This window comes from Prevotella heparinolytica (assembly GCF_002998535.1).
Taxonomy (GTDB): domain Bacteria; phylum Bacteroidota; class Bacteroidia; order Bacteroidales; family Bacteroidaceae; genus Bacteroides; species Bacteroides heparinolyticus.
Genome location: NZ_CP027234.1, coordinates 156,278 through 172,839 on the forward strand (window position 1 = coordinate 156,278; position 16,562 = coordinate 172,839).

The window sequence follows — 16,562 nt, forward strand, 5'->3', positions numbered from 1 at the left end:
TATTGGGAAGTGGTTTCAGTTGTATTGGGAAGTAGGGTCTCATCCTTAGAGAAGGGGTGAAACTAAAAGTTTCATGGTGGCGAAACACGTGTTACTTCAGCCATTTGTTGAAAAAATCCAAAGTTTCATTTTGCATCTCTTGGCTGAAAAAATGTTTCTCATCCCAGATTTTGGTGACAAGACGATTTGCCGCATGCCGGCTCTTCCATACGGACTGCATGGTGGCGTAGGCGTCTTTCACTCCGGCTATCGGGAATAGCTTGTCTTGTGTTCCGTTGAAGAAGAGGGTGGGCTTGGGGCAGGCTATGCTTGCGGTATGGGGGTAATCCAGATAGCGGCGCAGGCCGGGGATGAGCATGGCGTAGGCCGAACCGCCTTTGTTCTGGTTATTGTTCGGCGTCATCAGGCTGTCTGTGGTGTTCATCCAGCATATCGAGGCGGAGGCCTTCACGCAGTCGGTGAGGGCGGACAGCATCCATGAACGATAAGCCCCCATGGAGAAACCGAGGCATCCCACTCGCTCTTTATCGACAAAGGGCAAGGAAGCAAGAAATTCGGCGCTGCGCACGTCGTCCATATGGATAAATGCGCCCCAAGAACTGCCCATTTGCAGGAAATTGGATGCAAGTGCCTGCTGTCCGTCATAGTCGACGCCCTCCTTTCGACCGCGTTCTCCCCAAAACAAGGCGTCGATGGACAGAACGGCATAGCCGTGGGCTGCAAAATAATCGCCCACATACCGGCCGTCGTAACAACGTTCTGCCCAGTCGTCGGCATCGGCCAATGTTTCCGGCGCTACATGGAAGGGGCGTATCATCTTCTCCTTGCCGATGGAGAAATGGGCGCCGTGGTCGTGCAGCACGACGATGGCGGGGAAAGGACCCTTGCCATCGGGAACCAGCAGATAGGCGGGGATGCGGCACCATGCAGAGACGTTGAAGCGGATTTTATGTGCTTTGTATCCGTTGCGAGATTCTGTGTCTACGGTTTCCATGTCATAGCTCTGCGGGGCGGGAGTAAGGTTTTGCATGCATTCCGTCAGGATGTTGCGGGCTTCTGCACGCCATCGGTCAAAATCCTTTGTCGGCGAGTTGCCCCATGCCATGGGGTAGGTCAGCTGCCGCTTCAGTTGTTCATAGAAAGTGGGCATGTTCTTCACTGTCCCGTAAGGGATGGTGTCGGTTTGTGCGGAGGCGGTGGAGTGCATAAGGAGGAATAGGCAGAAAAGAATGGTGGTGTATCTCATGGCTTGGCGGTTTGTCTGTGATTATTAAATAAAAAACAAAGATACGATAATTCTCTATGAAATATGTATCTTTACCGCACAGAATGGACTGATTATGGCAAAAAGAATCTTATATCTGATTACGAGTTTGATGTATGTATGGACTGTCTGCGCGCAGCCCGATTGTTTTTTAACTCATTATTCATCTGAGGACGGCTTGTCTCAAAACACGGTGATGGGCATCTTGCAGGACAGCAGGGGGAACATGTGGTTCTCCACTTGGGATGGCCTCAACCGCTTTGACGGATATACATTCAAAACGTATAAAGCGAGGCTGGGCAACCAAATAGCATTGACCAATAACCGTATAGACCGGATGTATGAAGACCGGTATGGTTTTCTCTGGCTTCTGACTTATGATAACCGCGTCTATCGTTTCGATCCCCGCACCGAGATATTCGAGCAAGTGCCTTCGGGAAATGCAGGAGGAAGCGCTGCCACAATAACGTCTATCAAGCTTCTACCCGGTGGTGTCGTATGGTTGCTTACCGAAAAGGAGGGAGCGATTCGGGTCGTAACGTCGCCTGACACTTACAGGCTCACTACGGAATGGTATGCTGCGGAAACCGGTCTGTTTCCGGCCGTACGCGTACGCGAGGTGTATGAAGACCTTTCCGGCCATGAGTGGATGCTGACCGACAATGGATTGGGCATGCTTGTGTCCGGAAGGAAAACGCCCGTGTCTTTTTTTACGGAGACGGCAGAAAAAGAAACGAAGGACGGACAGCCATTCTATGCTTGTCTGGAGCAGGGCGATGAAATACTCTTTGGGTCGGAGAACGGGCGTATATGGTGCTACCGGAAGCCGACGGGCAAGTTTAGCCTGTTCCGACTGCCGGGTACTTCAAAAATCGTATCTATCAAGAAACTGAATGAACACGAGATGCTTATAGCCACCGCTACCGACGGCTTTTACGTGTATCAGTTCCGTACAAAGACAACGAAACATTATGAGGCGTCCCGCTTGCCGGACGCTCCTGTTCATTCCGTCTATGTGGACAAATATTCGGAAGTGTGGTTTGAACAGCACATACCGGGCATCGTTGCACATTTTAATCCCCAAACACAGGCGCTGAAAACCGAAACCATCGCCGTGGAACCTACCAGTACAGACCGTTCGCGCCCGGCTTTTCATGTACATGAAGACATCCACGGTATGGTGTGGGTACATCCTTACGGAGGAGGATTCTCCTATTTCGACAGAAAGCAGAACTGTCTGCGTCCTTTCTATAATAGTTTGGCGGACGGCAACTGGCGTTTCTCCAATAAGATTCATGCCGCTTTCTCGGACAGGCAGGGCAATTTATGGATGTGCACCCACTCAAAGGGCTTGGAGAAAGTGACTTTCCGTCCCCCGCAATTTGAGATGATTACCCCTGTGCCCCATCATTACGAATCGTTGAGCAACGAGGTGAGGGGACTTTGCGAGGACAAGGAACACAATCTCTGGGTAGGCCTGAAAGACGGCAAACTGAGGGTGTATGATAAAAATCGTAAGGAGCGGGGCTATTTGACGGAGGAAGGCGTAATAGCACATACCGGTGTTCCGTTGCGGGGGAATGTTTATTTCATCTTACAGGACAAAAAAGGCAACCTTTGGATTGCAACGAAAGGAGACGGTTTGGTAAAAGCCGAACGGAAAGGCGATGCACGCTATGAACTGACACGTTACAGGTATCGGAGAGATGATATTTACAGTTTGAGTGACGATAACGTTTATTGTGTGTACGAAGACGCTCGCGGAAGAATCTGGGTGGCTACCTTTGCCGGCGGTGTAAACTACATGACGCATGACAAGGAGGAGAAGGAAATCTTCGTCAATCATCGCAATAACCTGAAGGGTTATCCCATAGACGATTGCTACAAAGCACGTTTCATTACCGGCGACGGCCGGGGACATATCTGGATTGGCACAACCGTGGGAGCCTTGATGCTGAACGAAGATTTTGCTTCTCCGGAAGATGCCGTTTTTCATCATTACGTGCGTGTGCCGGAAGATATACATAGCTTGAGCAATAACGATGTTCACTGGATTATCTCCACCCGGAACAAAGAGCTTTATCTGGCCACCTTCGGCGGAGGGTTGAACAAGCTGGTTTCTCTGGACCGGGACGGCAATGCCCGGTTCAAATCTTACTCCGTACAAGACGGGTTGCCGTCCGATGTGCTTTTGTCTATAATCGAGGATGGCAGTGCCAATCTTTGGATGAGTACCGAGAACGGTATCAGCAAGTTTATTCCTTCGGAAGAAAGATTTGAGAATTATGATAATAAAGGTGTTTTTTCCCGGGTACGTTTCAGCGAGGCGGCTGCTGCCTGCACTTCTCAGGGCAATGTCCTGTTCGGTGCAAGCAACGGCATCTTTGTGTTCAACCCCGATTCCACACGCAAGAGCGATTACGTTCCTCCCATTGTATTATCCGGTCTGTTGCTTTCCAATGAGAATGTAATGCCTGGAGAGAAGTCGGTCTTGAAGCAAAGTCTGGACGACACGCGCAAACTGGAGCTGTCTCACAAAGAAAATATCTTCACCATTCAATATGCGGCGCTCGATTACTCGGCTCCGTCCGAGATTCAGTATGCCTATATTCTGGAGGGATTTGAAAAATCATGGAACTATGTGGGGAAACAACGGATGGCTACATATACGAATCTTCCCAAAGGAGATTATGTCTTTAAAGTGCGCTCGACGAATGCCGATGGAGTATGGGTGGATAATATCCGTACACTCGATATAGAGGTACTTCCTTCGTTTTGGGAAACGCCTTTTGCCTATGTCCTCTACGTCTTGTTGGTGCTGCTTATTATCATTACGGCGGTATATATCTTGTTCACCATCTACCGGTTGAAACATCGGGTAGATATGGAACGGCAAATGGCTGATATGAAATTGCGTTTCTTTACGGACATCTCCCATGAATTGCGCACCCCCCTGACTCTGATTTCAGGCCCTGTGGAGCATGTCTTGGCGAATACCACACTGCCGGATGACGCCCGCGAGCAGCTTCTGGTAGTAGAGCGCAATACCAACCGCATGCTTCGCCTGATTAATCAGATTCTCGATTTCCGCAAGATACAGAACAGGAAAATGAAGATGCAGGTGCAGCGCGTCAATGTCGTGGCGTTTACCCGTAAGATTATGGAGAGTTTCGATGCCATGGCCGAAGAGCATCGTATCGACTTTTTGTTTGAGACGGAGAAGGAAGAGCTTTATCTATGGGTGGATGTCGACAAGTATGAAAAGATAGTGTTCAACCTGTTATCCAATGCGTTTAAATACACCCCTGACGGGAAAATGATAACGGTCTTTGTTCGTGAAGAAGAGAAATCCGTATCTGTCGGGGTGGAAGATCAAGGCATCGGCATTGCCGAAAACAAGAAGAAGTCAATCTTTCTGCGGTTTGAGAATCTGGTAGACCGAGGGTTGTTTAATCAGTCGAGTACAGGAATAGGCCTGTCGTTGGTGAAAGAGCTGGTTGAAATGCATAAAGCCGTGATTTCCGTTGACAGCAAGTTGGGCGAGGGCAGTTGTTTTAAGGTCGATTTTCTGAAGGGTAAAGAACATTACGATGACGGAGTGGAGTTCCTTCAGGATGATGCGGCGGCAAGAGTGGAAATGGCAGGGCAGGTGATGGATGCGGATGAAGCGGTTCATTCGCATACGGCAGAACAAGAAGAATTGCAGGAACAAGAGGATGAAGAGGCGGCAGTGGATAAGGAGACCATGTTGCTGGTGGAAGATAACTCGGAATTACGGCTGTTTCTGCGCACAGTTTTTGCATCCGAGTATCGGGTTGTGGAGGCGGTAGACGGTGTGCAAGGGATGAGCAAGGCCCTGAAGTTCCTTCCGGATATCATTATCAGCGACGTGATGATGCCGGAAAAAGACGGTATCTCCATGACCCGCGATTTGCGAGCCGATATGACCACCAGCCACATTCCCATTGTTTTGCTGACGGCAAAGACCTCTATGGAAAGTAAGGTGGAAGGGTTGGAGTTCGGTGCGGACGATTACATTACGAAGCCTTTCAGCGCGACGTATCTGAAGGCGCGTGTCAAGAATCTGTTGATACAACGCCGTAAACTTCAGGATCTATACCGGGCTGATTTAATCTCTTCCGGAACAGCAGCCTCGTCTCTGACGGCGGAAGGAGCAGAAGAACAAAAAGCTCCGGAGCTATCGCCTAATGACCGCAAATTTATGGATAAACTGCGGGAACTGATGGAGAAGAATATGGATAACGGTGATTTGGTTGTGGATGATTTGGTGCAGGAGTTGGCAGTCAGCCGTTCTGTTTTCTTTAAGAAGCTGAAGACATTGACAGGTTTGGCACCGATTGAGTTTATTAAGGAAATGCGTATCAATCGTGCCGTTCAGCTCATTGAAACAGGCGAATATACCATGACTCAAATCTCTTATATGGTGGGTATCAACGACCCGCGCTATTTCAGCAAGTGCTTCAAGCAGAAGATGGGGATGACCCCGACGGAGTACAGGGACAGAGGAAAGAAGAAATAATTCATTATGCGAATAAAAGCAGGGGGGCATCGGTAAAATGGTCCCCCCTCTCTTTCGTTGCAAAGAATGTCTGTTTTTTTAATCTCTCGACTTTACTCGCAAACTCGTCTCTTTTTTATTACTAATCCATGAAATATTTGTTGGTATTCCTTAATATCCGGGATTCTGGTCATTTGCATTCAGCAGGTCGTTAGCATCGATAGCAGCTTGCGGAATAGGCCACAAGAGTTTTTTCCCGATAGCGGTTTCTGCACTACCTATCAGATGGGGATTATACAGATTGTTATATTCCACAAGTTTGCCGGTGCGACGCAAATCCATGCGACGATAACCGTTGCCGAACGATTCACAGGCCGATTCTTTGAGTATGGCATCGATGTCGATATGGGTTGCGGCGGATAGGCCTGCACGTGTACGGAGTGCATTCATACGGGCAAGGGCTTTGTCGTTATTATTGATTTTCAAATAAGCTTCTGCCGCAACGAGGAATATTTCCGGCAGGGTGATGACATGCAGATCGCGGAAACTCTTGCCGGCAGTGTATTGTGCAGTCTTGCTGTCGTCAAATTTACAGCATGGGCTGACGGCCCAACTCATCCTTTGTGCTTCGGTGAAGTCGTATTTGGCAATCACTCCGTCGGGAAAATCTTTCAAGTCTTTGATGTAGTTGCTCATAGGCTCCATTTCGGCTGTCAGATTGTTTTGCGGAATAATGAATGTGTTGGCTCTGTTCTCAGGATCTTCGGCACGCCATGCCGCTACGGAAATTGCATCACATTCCCAATAGGCCGGATAATATACACCTACCATTTTGCCTTTTGCCGTCTTTCCGTTGGCGTAGAAAGCGAAGTAGTCGCCAATCGGCATACCGTTTTCCTTGAAGCCGTTGTTCGGATTCCATGCTTTTTTTACCAGCAATGTCTTCATGAATGTTGCATCGTAGCGTTTGTCTCCCGGCTCAAAGTATTTCAGTGTGTGCATGAGAGGGATGAATGCAGAAGCGCCATACTTCATACCTTCTTCGGCACCGCCGTAGTAGCCACAGTAGAATGATTGCCAACGATTGCCTATGGTTTGATCGTGGGTGCTGTCGTAATCATATTCTACGTCGAATAGGAATTCCGCATTGTCGTCTCCCGAGCGATCGGCAGCCCATAGATCGGAAAATTCTGTTGTCAATGAACGTCCGTTGATGACTTCGTCTGCATATCTGGCTGCTTCGTTGAAGTAGTCTGCTTTGTTTAAATCCCATGCGGCAGAAAGATACGTTTTCGCCAACAAAGCTTTGGCCGCTTCGATGCTGGCTTCACCCCCACCACGTGTTGCGGTTGAGGCTGCCAGTTTATTGTTGCCGATAATCTCTTTCAACTCGTCTATGATGTAAGTGTATACCTGTTCAGCTGTTGCGCGTGGATAGCCCTTGATTGCACTGCTTGCATACTCGGTTATCAATGGTACGCCTCCGTAATTGTTCACCAGCAGGTAATAAAATAAGGCTTTCACAAAACGCCCTTCGTCGATGGCCTTTTGTTTGACGTCATCGCTGACGATGGCCGACGGAGCATAATACCCGATGGCAAGACAAGAGCGGATACCGTCATAGCAATCGGTATAGAATGTCTTTACCGTGCCGTTTTCGGGGGTAAAGTTCGACCAACGATGCAGAGCCGCTTCTATGTCGTTGCGTCCGTCTTGGTAGAGATCGGTTCCTGAATTGAAATAAGTGGCTACATTGTCACTGTTGTAGATGTTCGAAAGTTGTGCGTATGCATCATAAACGAGTGACTGAAAGCCGGGAGCTGTCGCAAAATAGTCGACATCGGTCACAGAACTTTTATTGTCCGGTGTGAGGAAACTGTCGCAACCGGTCAGTATACAGGTTCCTGCCAGGCATGCAGTATATAGTAATTTCTTGTAAGTCTTCATTTTCTTATACTATTAGATTTGTTAGAACTTGATGTTGGTACCGATTTGATAGGTAATGGAAGCCGGGCCTCCATCGGTCAGGTTTGCACTTGCCCATTCGGGATCGAATCCTTTGTAATTAGTGAAGCAGAATGGGTTGAGTACATTTACATAGAGGCGCAGGTGCTTGACAGCAATCTTACTCAGCCATGCTTTGGGGAAAGTGTAACCCAAGGTGATGTTCTTCACTTTTACGAAAGATGTTTTGTGATAGCGGACAGATGCGCTGCTACTGCTGAAGTAACCGCCTCCGGTCTTTTCCGTATTGTTCGGATAAGGATATTTGCCAATATGGGCGGTCTCCAGGTAAGTCACATTACCGCTCTCTTTATCCATTACCGGCGTTCCTGCGGGAATGTAGTAGTCGAAGCTCACTTTCTGGCGTCCGCGGTCGCCATAGTTCATGTATTGCTCGTGAAAGTAGCTGCGCGACCATTGTCCTTGCTTGGTATAGAGCATGAAGGAAAAATCGAAGCCTTTGTATGCCATGGAGGAGCTTAAACTGCCTGTCCATGTGGGGTCTGTACAGGCATAAATCTGTTTGTCGTCATCGTTTATCCTGCCGTCATCGTTCCAGTCGTTCACAGCCATCTGTCCTTCATACCATTTCAGCTTGTTGCTGCTTTTCGGGCCGAATTTGTCATAGACTTCTTGCAGTGTATAATGGCGGTCGCCGTTGATGGTGTGCATGGTGACGCCGTCTTTGGTGATGATTCCGGCACTGGTATAGTCGCGTAACACGTTCAGACGCTCGCCGATGAACCAGTTGTTGGCTACGTCGTCTCCATTCGGCAGTTCCTTGATTTTACTCCAGTTGCGGGCAAAAGCCAGATTGACATCCCATGTAAAGCTATTGTTGCGGATGATGCCGAGGTTCAGGGCCAATTCGATGCCGGTATTCTGTACGGAGCCGATGTTGGTGGTTATGGAACTTTCACCCGTCTCCAAAGGAACGGTGGCTTTCATTATCTGCCCGTCGGACAAACGACGGTAAGCGTCTGCCGTCAGGCCGATGCGGTTTTGAAGAACGGCGAAGTCTACGCCGAAGTTGAACTCTTTTATTTTTTCCCAAATCAGATTCTTGTCCACTAATCCGTTGGCATAATAGCCTTGATATTCTTGTCCGCCAATGGTGGCATAAGAAGGGCCTGCGGCGGAAGAAGCCGTGACGTAGTCGCCCACGTTGTTGTTACCGGTGACACCATAAGAGAGGCGAAGTTTCAGGTTGTCTATCCATTTCACATCTTTCAGGAAATCTTCTTCCGAAGCACGCCAGGCAACGGCTGCCGAGGGGAACCAGCCCCAACGGTTGTCTTTGGCAAAACGTGAAGAGCCGTCGGTACGCACGGTTATGGTAGCCATATAGCGTTCTTTGTAGGCATAGTTCAGGCGCGTAGCTAAGGATACGAGAGAAGATTCGGTATAGGAAGAGCCGAGGCCTTTTGTGCCGGAACCTTTCCCCATGGAGTAGAATGAGAGTTTGTCGTCAGAAATGTTCGTTACGCTTTGCGAATAGATTTCTTTGTTGGTAGAGTAGAGTGAATACATTGCCATTGCGTTCAATCTGTGGTCGCCCCATGTTTTGCTGAAGTCGATCTGGTTGTCCCAAGTCCAGTCCAAACGTTCCGTGTTGGTCGCTTCGGCATAATTGTACTTCTTGTTTTGATAATAGGCGGTTCCCAAAGGATGTTTTTCCGACACGCCGGTACCCATGAACACTCCTTGGCGGCCGTGGTAGTAGTTAGGAGAGAAAGTTGTGGTAAACTTCAGTCCTTCCATGATGTTGAAACGCATATAGATATTGCCGAAGACATGAAACTTGCGGGTTTCATTTTGATAGGCATCGATTTCGAAGTCTACCAGTGGAGAAGGAGTGGAGGTTAATGACATCTTGCCCACTTTGGCGGGAATGGCCAGAAGGTTGCCGTTTTCATCCCATGGCGACACTACCGGAGCAAACCAGAAAGCATTGTTGTAAGGAGAGTAGGAGTTGGAACTGTCTGTAATCCAGTCGTTCTGCACATCGTGCACCAGATTGACGGACATACCGGCCTCTACCGCCTTCGACAGTTTGCTGTCAAAAGAACCCTTGATGTTGAAACGCTTGTAATCGTTTTTCTTGAAGACATTTTCTTCGCCTTGATAGCCTGCTCCCAACCGGTAGGTCGTTTTTTCTGTAGCGCCGGAGGCACTGATGAAATGATTCTGTTGAGAAGCTGTACGAAGTACTTGGTTTGCCCAATCATATCCCTCGTTGTTCATCCAGCGGTTGTACAAGGGAGAGCCTTTCCATTCCGCACCGTTCTGGAAGACTGACTGGAGGTCGCCGTCCGAAATCTTATAGGTGACAGTTCCGTCACTGTTGGGGCCGCTTGTGGTGGTATAACGCGCAAAACGGTAGTTCATCCATTCCGTTGCATCCATGAAGTCGGGCATGCGTGCCACTTTGCGTATGCCATAATAGCCGTCGTAAGAGATTTCAACGGGTTGTGCCTTGCTCTGTCCGGCGCCGGTTCCTTTGGTGGAGATGATGATAACGCCTTCGGATGCGCGCGATCCGTAGATGGCTGTGGAGGAAGCGTCCTTCAAGACGTCGATGCGTTCAATGTCTTCCGGATTCAGAAAGTCGATGGAAGACACGACCATACCGTCTACTACATAGAGCGGACCGCTTGTGTTGTTGATGGAGGCCTGGCCGCGGATTTGGATATTGAATCCTCCATTGGCGCGGCTGTTGGACTGGGTGATGTTGACGCCCGGAACAGAACCTTGCAACGCGTCTTCTACGCGCAGAACGCCGCGTGCAGCGAGCTTTTCGGCCGATACGGAAGACAAGGAACCTGTTACGTCTGTTTTTTTCATCGTACCGTAGCCTACCACAACCACTTCGTCCAATGCTTGCGCGTCTTCCTTCAATGTTATTCTGAGGTTTGTTTGGTTGCCCGCGACAACGGTTTGCGGAATATAACCGATGAACGATACCTGAATTTTAGCGCCGGGCTGCACGCCTTGAAGTTTGAAATTACCGTCTATATCGGTAATTACTCCGTTGGTCGTACCAACTTCCAATACGTTTGCGCCAATTATCGGTTCGCCCGTACCGTCGACAACGGTACCTGATATCAGGCGTCCTTGTGCAAAAGCGACTGAACACAACATACTCAATGATAGAGTAGCCAATGCCTTTTGGGCAAGTCTTTTTAGATTCATAATCATGTTTTTATAGTTATAATAATGTATGGTTAACATCGACAGAACGGTGCTTCCCGTTATCGAACACAAAGCTATGGATTGATGCGGATATCTATGTGGAAATATTTGTCGTTTTATGGGAAAAAATGAGATTTTGTCTGTGGCGGCCTCCCGAAATACTCATCAAAGAAAGCAGCGGATATGGAATCTTTCTATTAATTTTGTGTTGCTGATAGGAATGTTTCACTATATGGCTTTAATAAGGATCCTTTATGCTGAATTTAAATCTGAAATACATGGAAGAATACTTGGCGGAGAGCCTTGGGAAAAGGTTCGGAAGCCTGTTTGTTTTGCTTTTCTTATGCCTGCTCTCATTACGGGCGGGGGCAAACAAAACGCCTTACTATCACTTCAAGCAATTGTCTATCAACGAAGGTTTGCCTTCGTCCGTCACCGCACTTTACGACGATGGCAGAGGGTCTTTATGGATAGGAACCAAACAGGGCGTATATCGGTTCAATGGAGAGAAGATAAGGAAATATATCGCAGATGGGTGTGATATGGTCGGCGTTGCCAATAATCTCCACCACGTACTGCACATACAAGGGGATAAAAGCGGACGCATCTGGTTTACCACCATCGGCGGGGTACTTTGTTACGAACCGGAGCAACGAGACCTGAAGCCGTTGTTTCGAGACGGAAAGCCGGTAGCGGCCAATCATGTCGTACCCCACGGAGATCAGGTCATTGTACCCGTGGCAGACTCTTTGCTGATTTACGATCTGAACAAAGCGCCGCTATATGCCATTCCCTTTTCATTGCGAGGAGTACGTCCGGAGCTGTTGCTGCCCTATGATGAAGAGCACTTTCTGATGAACGACTCATCCGGGCGGTTGATGTTGCTGAACAAGCGAAACGGAAACATCATTGCGGCACCCATGCAGGGAGATGTTTCGGCGGTGAATTACCTCTATCGGGACAAAAAGGAGCACTACTGGATTGCCTGTTACGGCAGGGGGGTGAAGTGCTATGCGCACGATGGCACACTGCTGGCGGAGTATAACCGTTCCAACGGCAGGTTGAATAACGACATCGTGCTCGACATCAAGGAGTGGGGAGGCGCTCTTTGGATGGCTACGGATGGCGGGGGCGTCAATGTGCTTTATACGGATACCGGAACCGTGCAGCACATCACTGCGCAAAACTCTCCCAATTTCCCTGCCAACTCCGCCACCTGCCTTTGTCCCACGGACGACTATTTGTGGATAGGTATGGTGCGCGAAGGTGTACTCGGCGCACGAAAGAGTTTTATCAAGACCTATACCAAGGCCTCGTTGAATCCACGGTTCGGGCTGTCGGACAAGTGCCCTTTGTGCCTTTGGGAAGAGAGTGACGGAACGCTTTGGATAGGTACGGACGGTGGGGGAGTGAACCGCTTTTCGCCTGATACGGAAGAGTTTGTACACTATCCGGCCACGGAGGGCGAAAAGATTGTTTCGCTTTGTCCCTTGTCGGACACCGAGCTGTTGCTCTCCAGCTTTACACGCGGACTTTTCGCTCTGAACAAACGCACGGGTGCTTATCGGCGCATCGCTTTGCCTGATAAGGAAATACAGAGGAGGCTGGAGGCTTCGGGAAGTCCCGTCAACCTGCGCCCTACCTCTGACGGAGGGATTGAGATTTACGGTTCGGCCGCCTATCGCTATCATCCTCATAAAGGATTGTTGACACCCATACGCACCGGCTTGCCCCGGACGGCTCCTTCGTGGATATACATAGGTACGGCGGGAACCGAAGATTATTATCACGACCGCACACGTATCTTCTGCCACAACCGGGCTACCGACAGCTTCCGATACATCGTAGAGCGTGCTGTCAACCGAATACTGACCGCCGCTCTCGGCTCGGACGGAACGTTGTGGTTTGCCGAACCCGGAGGTGTGAGCCGTCTTTTACCCGCAGGGCAGAAACCGGAGAACATCGTTCTTCCCGATGGCAATGATTTGGTGACTTCGTTGGTTGCCGGACGCGACGGTACGGTGTGGATGGGTGCGGTAGGCGTGCTGTATGCCTACGACCCACAACGGCGGCATTTCGTCATTTACAGCGAGACGGACGGCGTGTTGCCCAACGATTTCCTGCCCAAGCCTGTGCTGAACGCTCGCGACGGTAGTGTCTATATGGGAGGCTCCGAAGGACTGTTGCGCGTGAACCCGGCACTGAAGGAAGACGCCCTTCCACGCATTCCGAGGCTGTTCCTGCAAGAGGCGCTTTTGGAAGGTGCGCCTGTGGCTCTGCCGTCCGACGGAATGATGGAAGTGGAGAATGGTTTCACTTCGCTCAACCTCTCTGTAAGCCTCAGTGGAGCCGACCTGTTCCATAAACGCATTTATCGCTTCCGTATCGGCGGACTGAACGAGGGCTATATCGAGACTTCCCGTCCGAAGCTGACTTTGCAAACTCTTCCTCCGGGCACGTATCGCATTACAGGTCAATGCACTGCCGATAACGGCGAATGGACCGGACTTTTCCCGTTGCTGACACTTACCGTGTTGCCCCCGTGGTGGCTGCGCACTCCTTTTCTTGTGGCGGTGGGTGTGCTGTTGCTGTTGGCGGCGGTGCTTGCCATTCGTGCCCGCGAGAAGCGGATGCAAGATGGGTTGAGGGAGAAAGAACGGATGATATACAAGGACAAGGTGCGCGCCCTCATCAATATCAGCCACGAGCTGCGCACGCCGCTCACGCTGATTTACACGCCGTTGAAGCAGCTTGTAGCCGGTCGGAACATTCCCTACGAGGTGCGCATGCGGTTGAGGGGCATCTTCAAGCAGACGCGACAGATGAAGAACCTCATCGACATGATTCTGAACATACGGCGTATGGAGGTGGAGGAGAACATCCTGCGCATGTCCGCCGTTCCCTTCAACGAGTGGCTGGGAGGTGTGCTCGACGACTTCCGGATGGAGTTCGGCGAACGCGGCATCACCCTCCGCTTCGAGCCGGACCGGCGTATAGGGACGGTCTGCCTCGACCGCGCACAATGTGAAATTGTGATGAACAACTTGCTGACAAATGCTTACAAGTTCAGCGAAGCGGAGACGGAAACCGTTGTACGCACTTCGTGCGAAGACGGCGGCTCATACCTGCGGGTCACAGTCACCGATCACGGCATCGGGCTTCGCGACGAAGACCTTCCGCATCTTTTCACCCGCTTCTATCGGGGCGATCATGGCTCGGAGGGTACGGGCATCGGCCTTTCCTACGCCCGCCAGTTGGTCGAAATGCACGGAGGTGTCATCAGTGCGCATGCCAACGACGACGGCACACAAGGAGCCACTTTCTCGTTTACCTTGCCTCTCCGCACAGAGGCCGCTCACATCAAATCCTCTCCCCGCATCGAACTGTTGAACCGCCTTGCCCCCGACATGCCTTTGCCGAAGGTGGAAAATGTGCAATCGGTGGGGCGGGAGAAGTACCACTCGATACTGATTGTGGAGGACGACCGCGACTTGTGCCACCTGCTGGTGTGCGAGTTGCAAGCCCTCTTCGAGGAGGTGTACGAGGCACACGACGGTCTGGAGGCATTGTCCCTGCTTGCTTCCAAAGCGCCGCAAATCGTGGTGAGCGATATCCGGATGCCCCGTATGGACGGCTTGAAGCTGTGCCGGTACATCAAGCAACGTCCCGAACTGGACTATATCCCCGTGATACTGCTCACCGCTTGTGCCGACGAGGAGGTGATGGAAGAGGGCTATAAGGCGGGTGCCGAAGCCTACATCACCAAACCGTTCGACATGGAGATGCTCAGCCTGCGCATACATACCATTTTGCATGCACGCCACATCGTGAAGGAACACTATCGGCCTGCCGCCGACTTGCCGGCTTCACCCGTTGCTCCGCGCAATCATCGTGACGAAGAACTGCTGCTGCGACTGCAACACATCATCTGCGAAAACATTGGCAACCCTGCGATGGACGTCTCCTTTCTTGCCTCCCACATGGGTATGAGCCGTGCCACGCTCTACAATAAGCTGAAGGGGGTGATGGACATCGGTTTGGGCGAGTATATCGTCCGTTGCCGCATGGAACATGCCATCCGCTTACTTCAAGAGACAGATTTGGGGATATCCGAAGTGGCCGAACAATCGGGCTTCCGCCATGCACGCAATTTCAGCACCCTCTTCAAGTCCGAAAAGGGGATGACGCCGGGGCAGTGGCGGAAGAATAGCGGTTGACGATTAGGGATTAGCGGTGGCAGACGGTGAAGGTGCTATCCCGTAGGGAGGAAGATGCGACACCGGCATGTTTACAACCTCCATAATTGAACGAAGAAGTGAATCTATACCATTAAACAAGTCTGTTTTAGCATATATTATATATATTTTTCTTCTTTATAGGGTTTGGAGGGAATGTCGTGTGCAATAAAACGCTATCTTTGCAACACGTTTTTTTCATAGAGATTTAGATTTAAGGTTAGAAGAATTGTGGAAGTCGTGAGACTTCCCTTTTTTATTTTACAGCATCTTCTGTTACCGTTTTGTCGCTCTTCGTCCGGTTTGTCAACGAAAGGTGCATCCATCCCCAAATGCCCAATACGATGACCAGCAATGTCTGTACGCCATGCACTATCAGTGCAAAAATGCCGGCATCCGTGGCATTCACTCCATAAAGCATCATCATGGTGATGACGGCAAAGTGCCAAGACCCTGCACCGTTCGGCGTAGGGACAATGACGGCAAAAGTGCCGCCTACAAACATCACCAATCCGGCAAGGTAGCTAAGCTGTTCCGTAAAAGGAAAGCAGTAAAAGGTGATATAGAAATGGTAGAAATAGCAAATCCAGATGAGCAGGGTGTAAAGGATGAATAACGGGATGTTTTTTACTTTCCGGAGCGACATCACCCCTTCCCACACATTCAGTACGACCCCTTTCACTTTTTCAAAAAAAGAGAGCGTCCGCAGCAAGAAATAAAGAAGCACCGCCACTCCGATGATGCAGAAAAGCACGACATAAAACCAAGGAGAGGTGACCAGATGCAGCAATGAGGGGATTTTTGTGCCCGTTTCTTCAAAGAAACGGAAAAATACCGGCATTTGCAGCAGAAAGGTGATACCCATAATCAGCAAGATGCAGAGTGTATCGACCAGCCGCTCGGTTACTACCGTCCCCAGCGATTTGGCAAAGGACACGTTGTCGTATCTGGCAAGCACGCCGCAACGCGACACCTCGCCCAAACGGGGCAGTATCAGATTGGCCGCGTACGACACAAAAATGGCATCCACGCAATCGTTCGTCTTGGGATGGGCATTCAAAGGCGCCAATGTCTGTTTCCAACGCCAGCCGCGAAACACATGACTCATGACACCGAACAAGAGAGAATAAAGCATCCACCACCAGTTTGTGGCGTGCAGAAGCACTGTCTTCACCCTTCCGAAGTCAAAATCACGATATACCCAATAAAGGATAAATCCCCCCAAAAGGATGGGCAGTACGGCTTTCAGTGTCTTTTTCAGCAGTTTCTTCATCTGATATATCCAAATTCTTCATTCATCATTCTTTATTCTTCGTTGAAAAGAATTACCTTTGTTCCGCAAAAGCAG

At 50.0% G+C, this 16,562-nt stretch carries 6 protein-coding genes; 2 read left to right on the forward strand and 4 right to left on the reverse strand.

The window, feature by feature from the left end:
• Positions 1-91: 91 nt before the first annotated feature.
• Positions 92-1,246 (reverse strand): dienelactone hydrolase family protein, encoded by a 1,155-nt coding sequence (locus C3V43_RS00625; RefSeq protein WP_106040528.1) that lies wholly within the window; start codon positions 1,244-1,246, stop codon positions 92-94.
• A gap of 94 nt (positions 1,247-1,340) precedes the next feature.
• Between C3V43_RS00625 and C3V43_RS00630 the strand changes: the two genes are divergently transcribed.
• The gene (locus C3V43_RS00630) at positions 1,341-5,804 is read left to right on the forward strand and encodes a hybrid sensor histidine kinase/response regulator transcription factor (RefSeq protein WP_106068162.1); all 4,464 of its coding nucleotides are present in this window, start codon (positions 1,341-1,343) and stop codon (positions 5,802-5,804) included.
• 150 nt (positions 5,805-5,954) lie between these two features.
• On the opposite strand, the gene C3V43_RS00635 is transcribed toward C3V43_RS00630, so the two are convergent.
• Complete coding sequence (locus C3V43_RS00635) at positions 5,955-7,730, reverse strand: RagB/SusD family nutrient uptake outer membrane protein (RefSeq protein ID WP_106068163.1); 1,776 nt, start codon at positions 7,728-7,730, stop codon at positions 5,955-5,957.
• Between the two features lie 21 nt (positions 7,731-7,751).
• On the reverse strand, positions 7,752-10,979 hold the full coding sequence (locus C3V43_RS00640; protein ID WP_106070382.1) for a SusC/RagA family TonB-linked outer membrane protein: 3,228 nt from the start codon (positions 10,977-10,979) through the stop codon (positions 7,752-7,754).
• 254 nt (positions 10,980-11,233) lie between these two features.
• Here C3V43_RS00640 and C3V43_RS00645 point away from each other — a divergent pair, with 254 nt between their 5' ends.
• Positions 11,234-15,196 (forward strand): hybrid sensor histidine kinase/response regulator transcription factor, encoded by a 3,963-nt coding sequence (locus C3V43_RS00645; protein ID WP_235655868.1) that lies wholly within the window; start codon positions 11,234-11,236, stop codon positions 15,194-15,196.
• 274 nt (positions 15,197-15,470) lie between these two features.
• Here C3V43_RS00645 and C3V43_RS00650 read toward each other — a convergent pair whose 3' ends face one another.
• A complete protein-coding gene (locus C3V43_RS00650; RefSeq protein WP_106068165.1) occupies positions 15,471-16,487 on the reverse strand; it encodes a lysylphosphatidylglycerol synthase transmembrane domain-containing protein in 1,017 nt (338 codons plus the stop codon).
• Positions 16,488-16,562 lie beyond the last annotated feature (75 nt).

What these genes read in the sequence shown, in the direction of transcription:
- C3V43_RS00625 (WP_106040528.1), bottom strand. Translation starts at nt 1,246, where the DNA reads ATGAGATACACCACCATTCTTTTCTGCCTATTCCTCCTTATGCACTCC.
- C3V43_RS00630 (WP_106068162.1), top strand. Translation starts at nt 1,341, where the DNA reads ATGGCAAAAAGAATCTTATATCTGATTACGAGTTTGATGTATGTATGG.
- C3V43_RS00635 (WP_106068163.1), bottom strand. Translation starts at nt 7,730, where the DNA reads ATGAAGACTTACAAGAAATTACTATATACTGCATGCCTGGCAGGAACC.
- C3V43_RS00640 (WP_106070382.1), bottom strand. Translation starts at nt 10,979, where the DNA reads ATGAATCTAAAAAGACTTGCCCAAAAGGCATTGGCTACTCTATCATTG.
- C3V43_RS00645 (WP_235655868.1), top strand. Translation starts at nt 11,234, where the DNA reads ATGCTGAATTTAAATCTGAAATACATGGAAGAATACTTGGCGGAGAGC.
- C3V43_RS00650 (WP_106068165.1), bottom strand. Translation starts at nt 16,487, where the DNA reads ATGAAGAAACTGCTGAAAAAGACACTGAAAGCCGTACTGCCCATCCTT.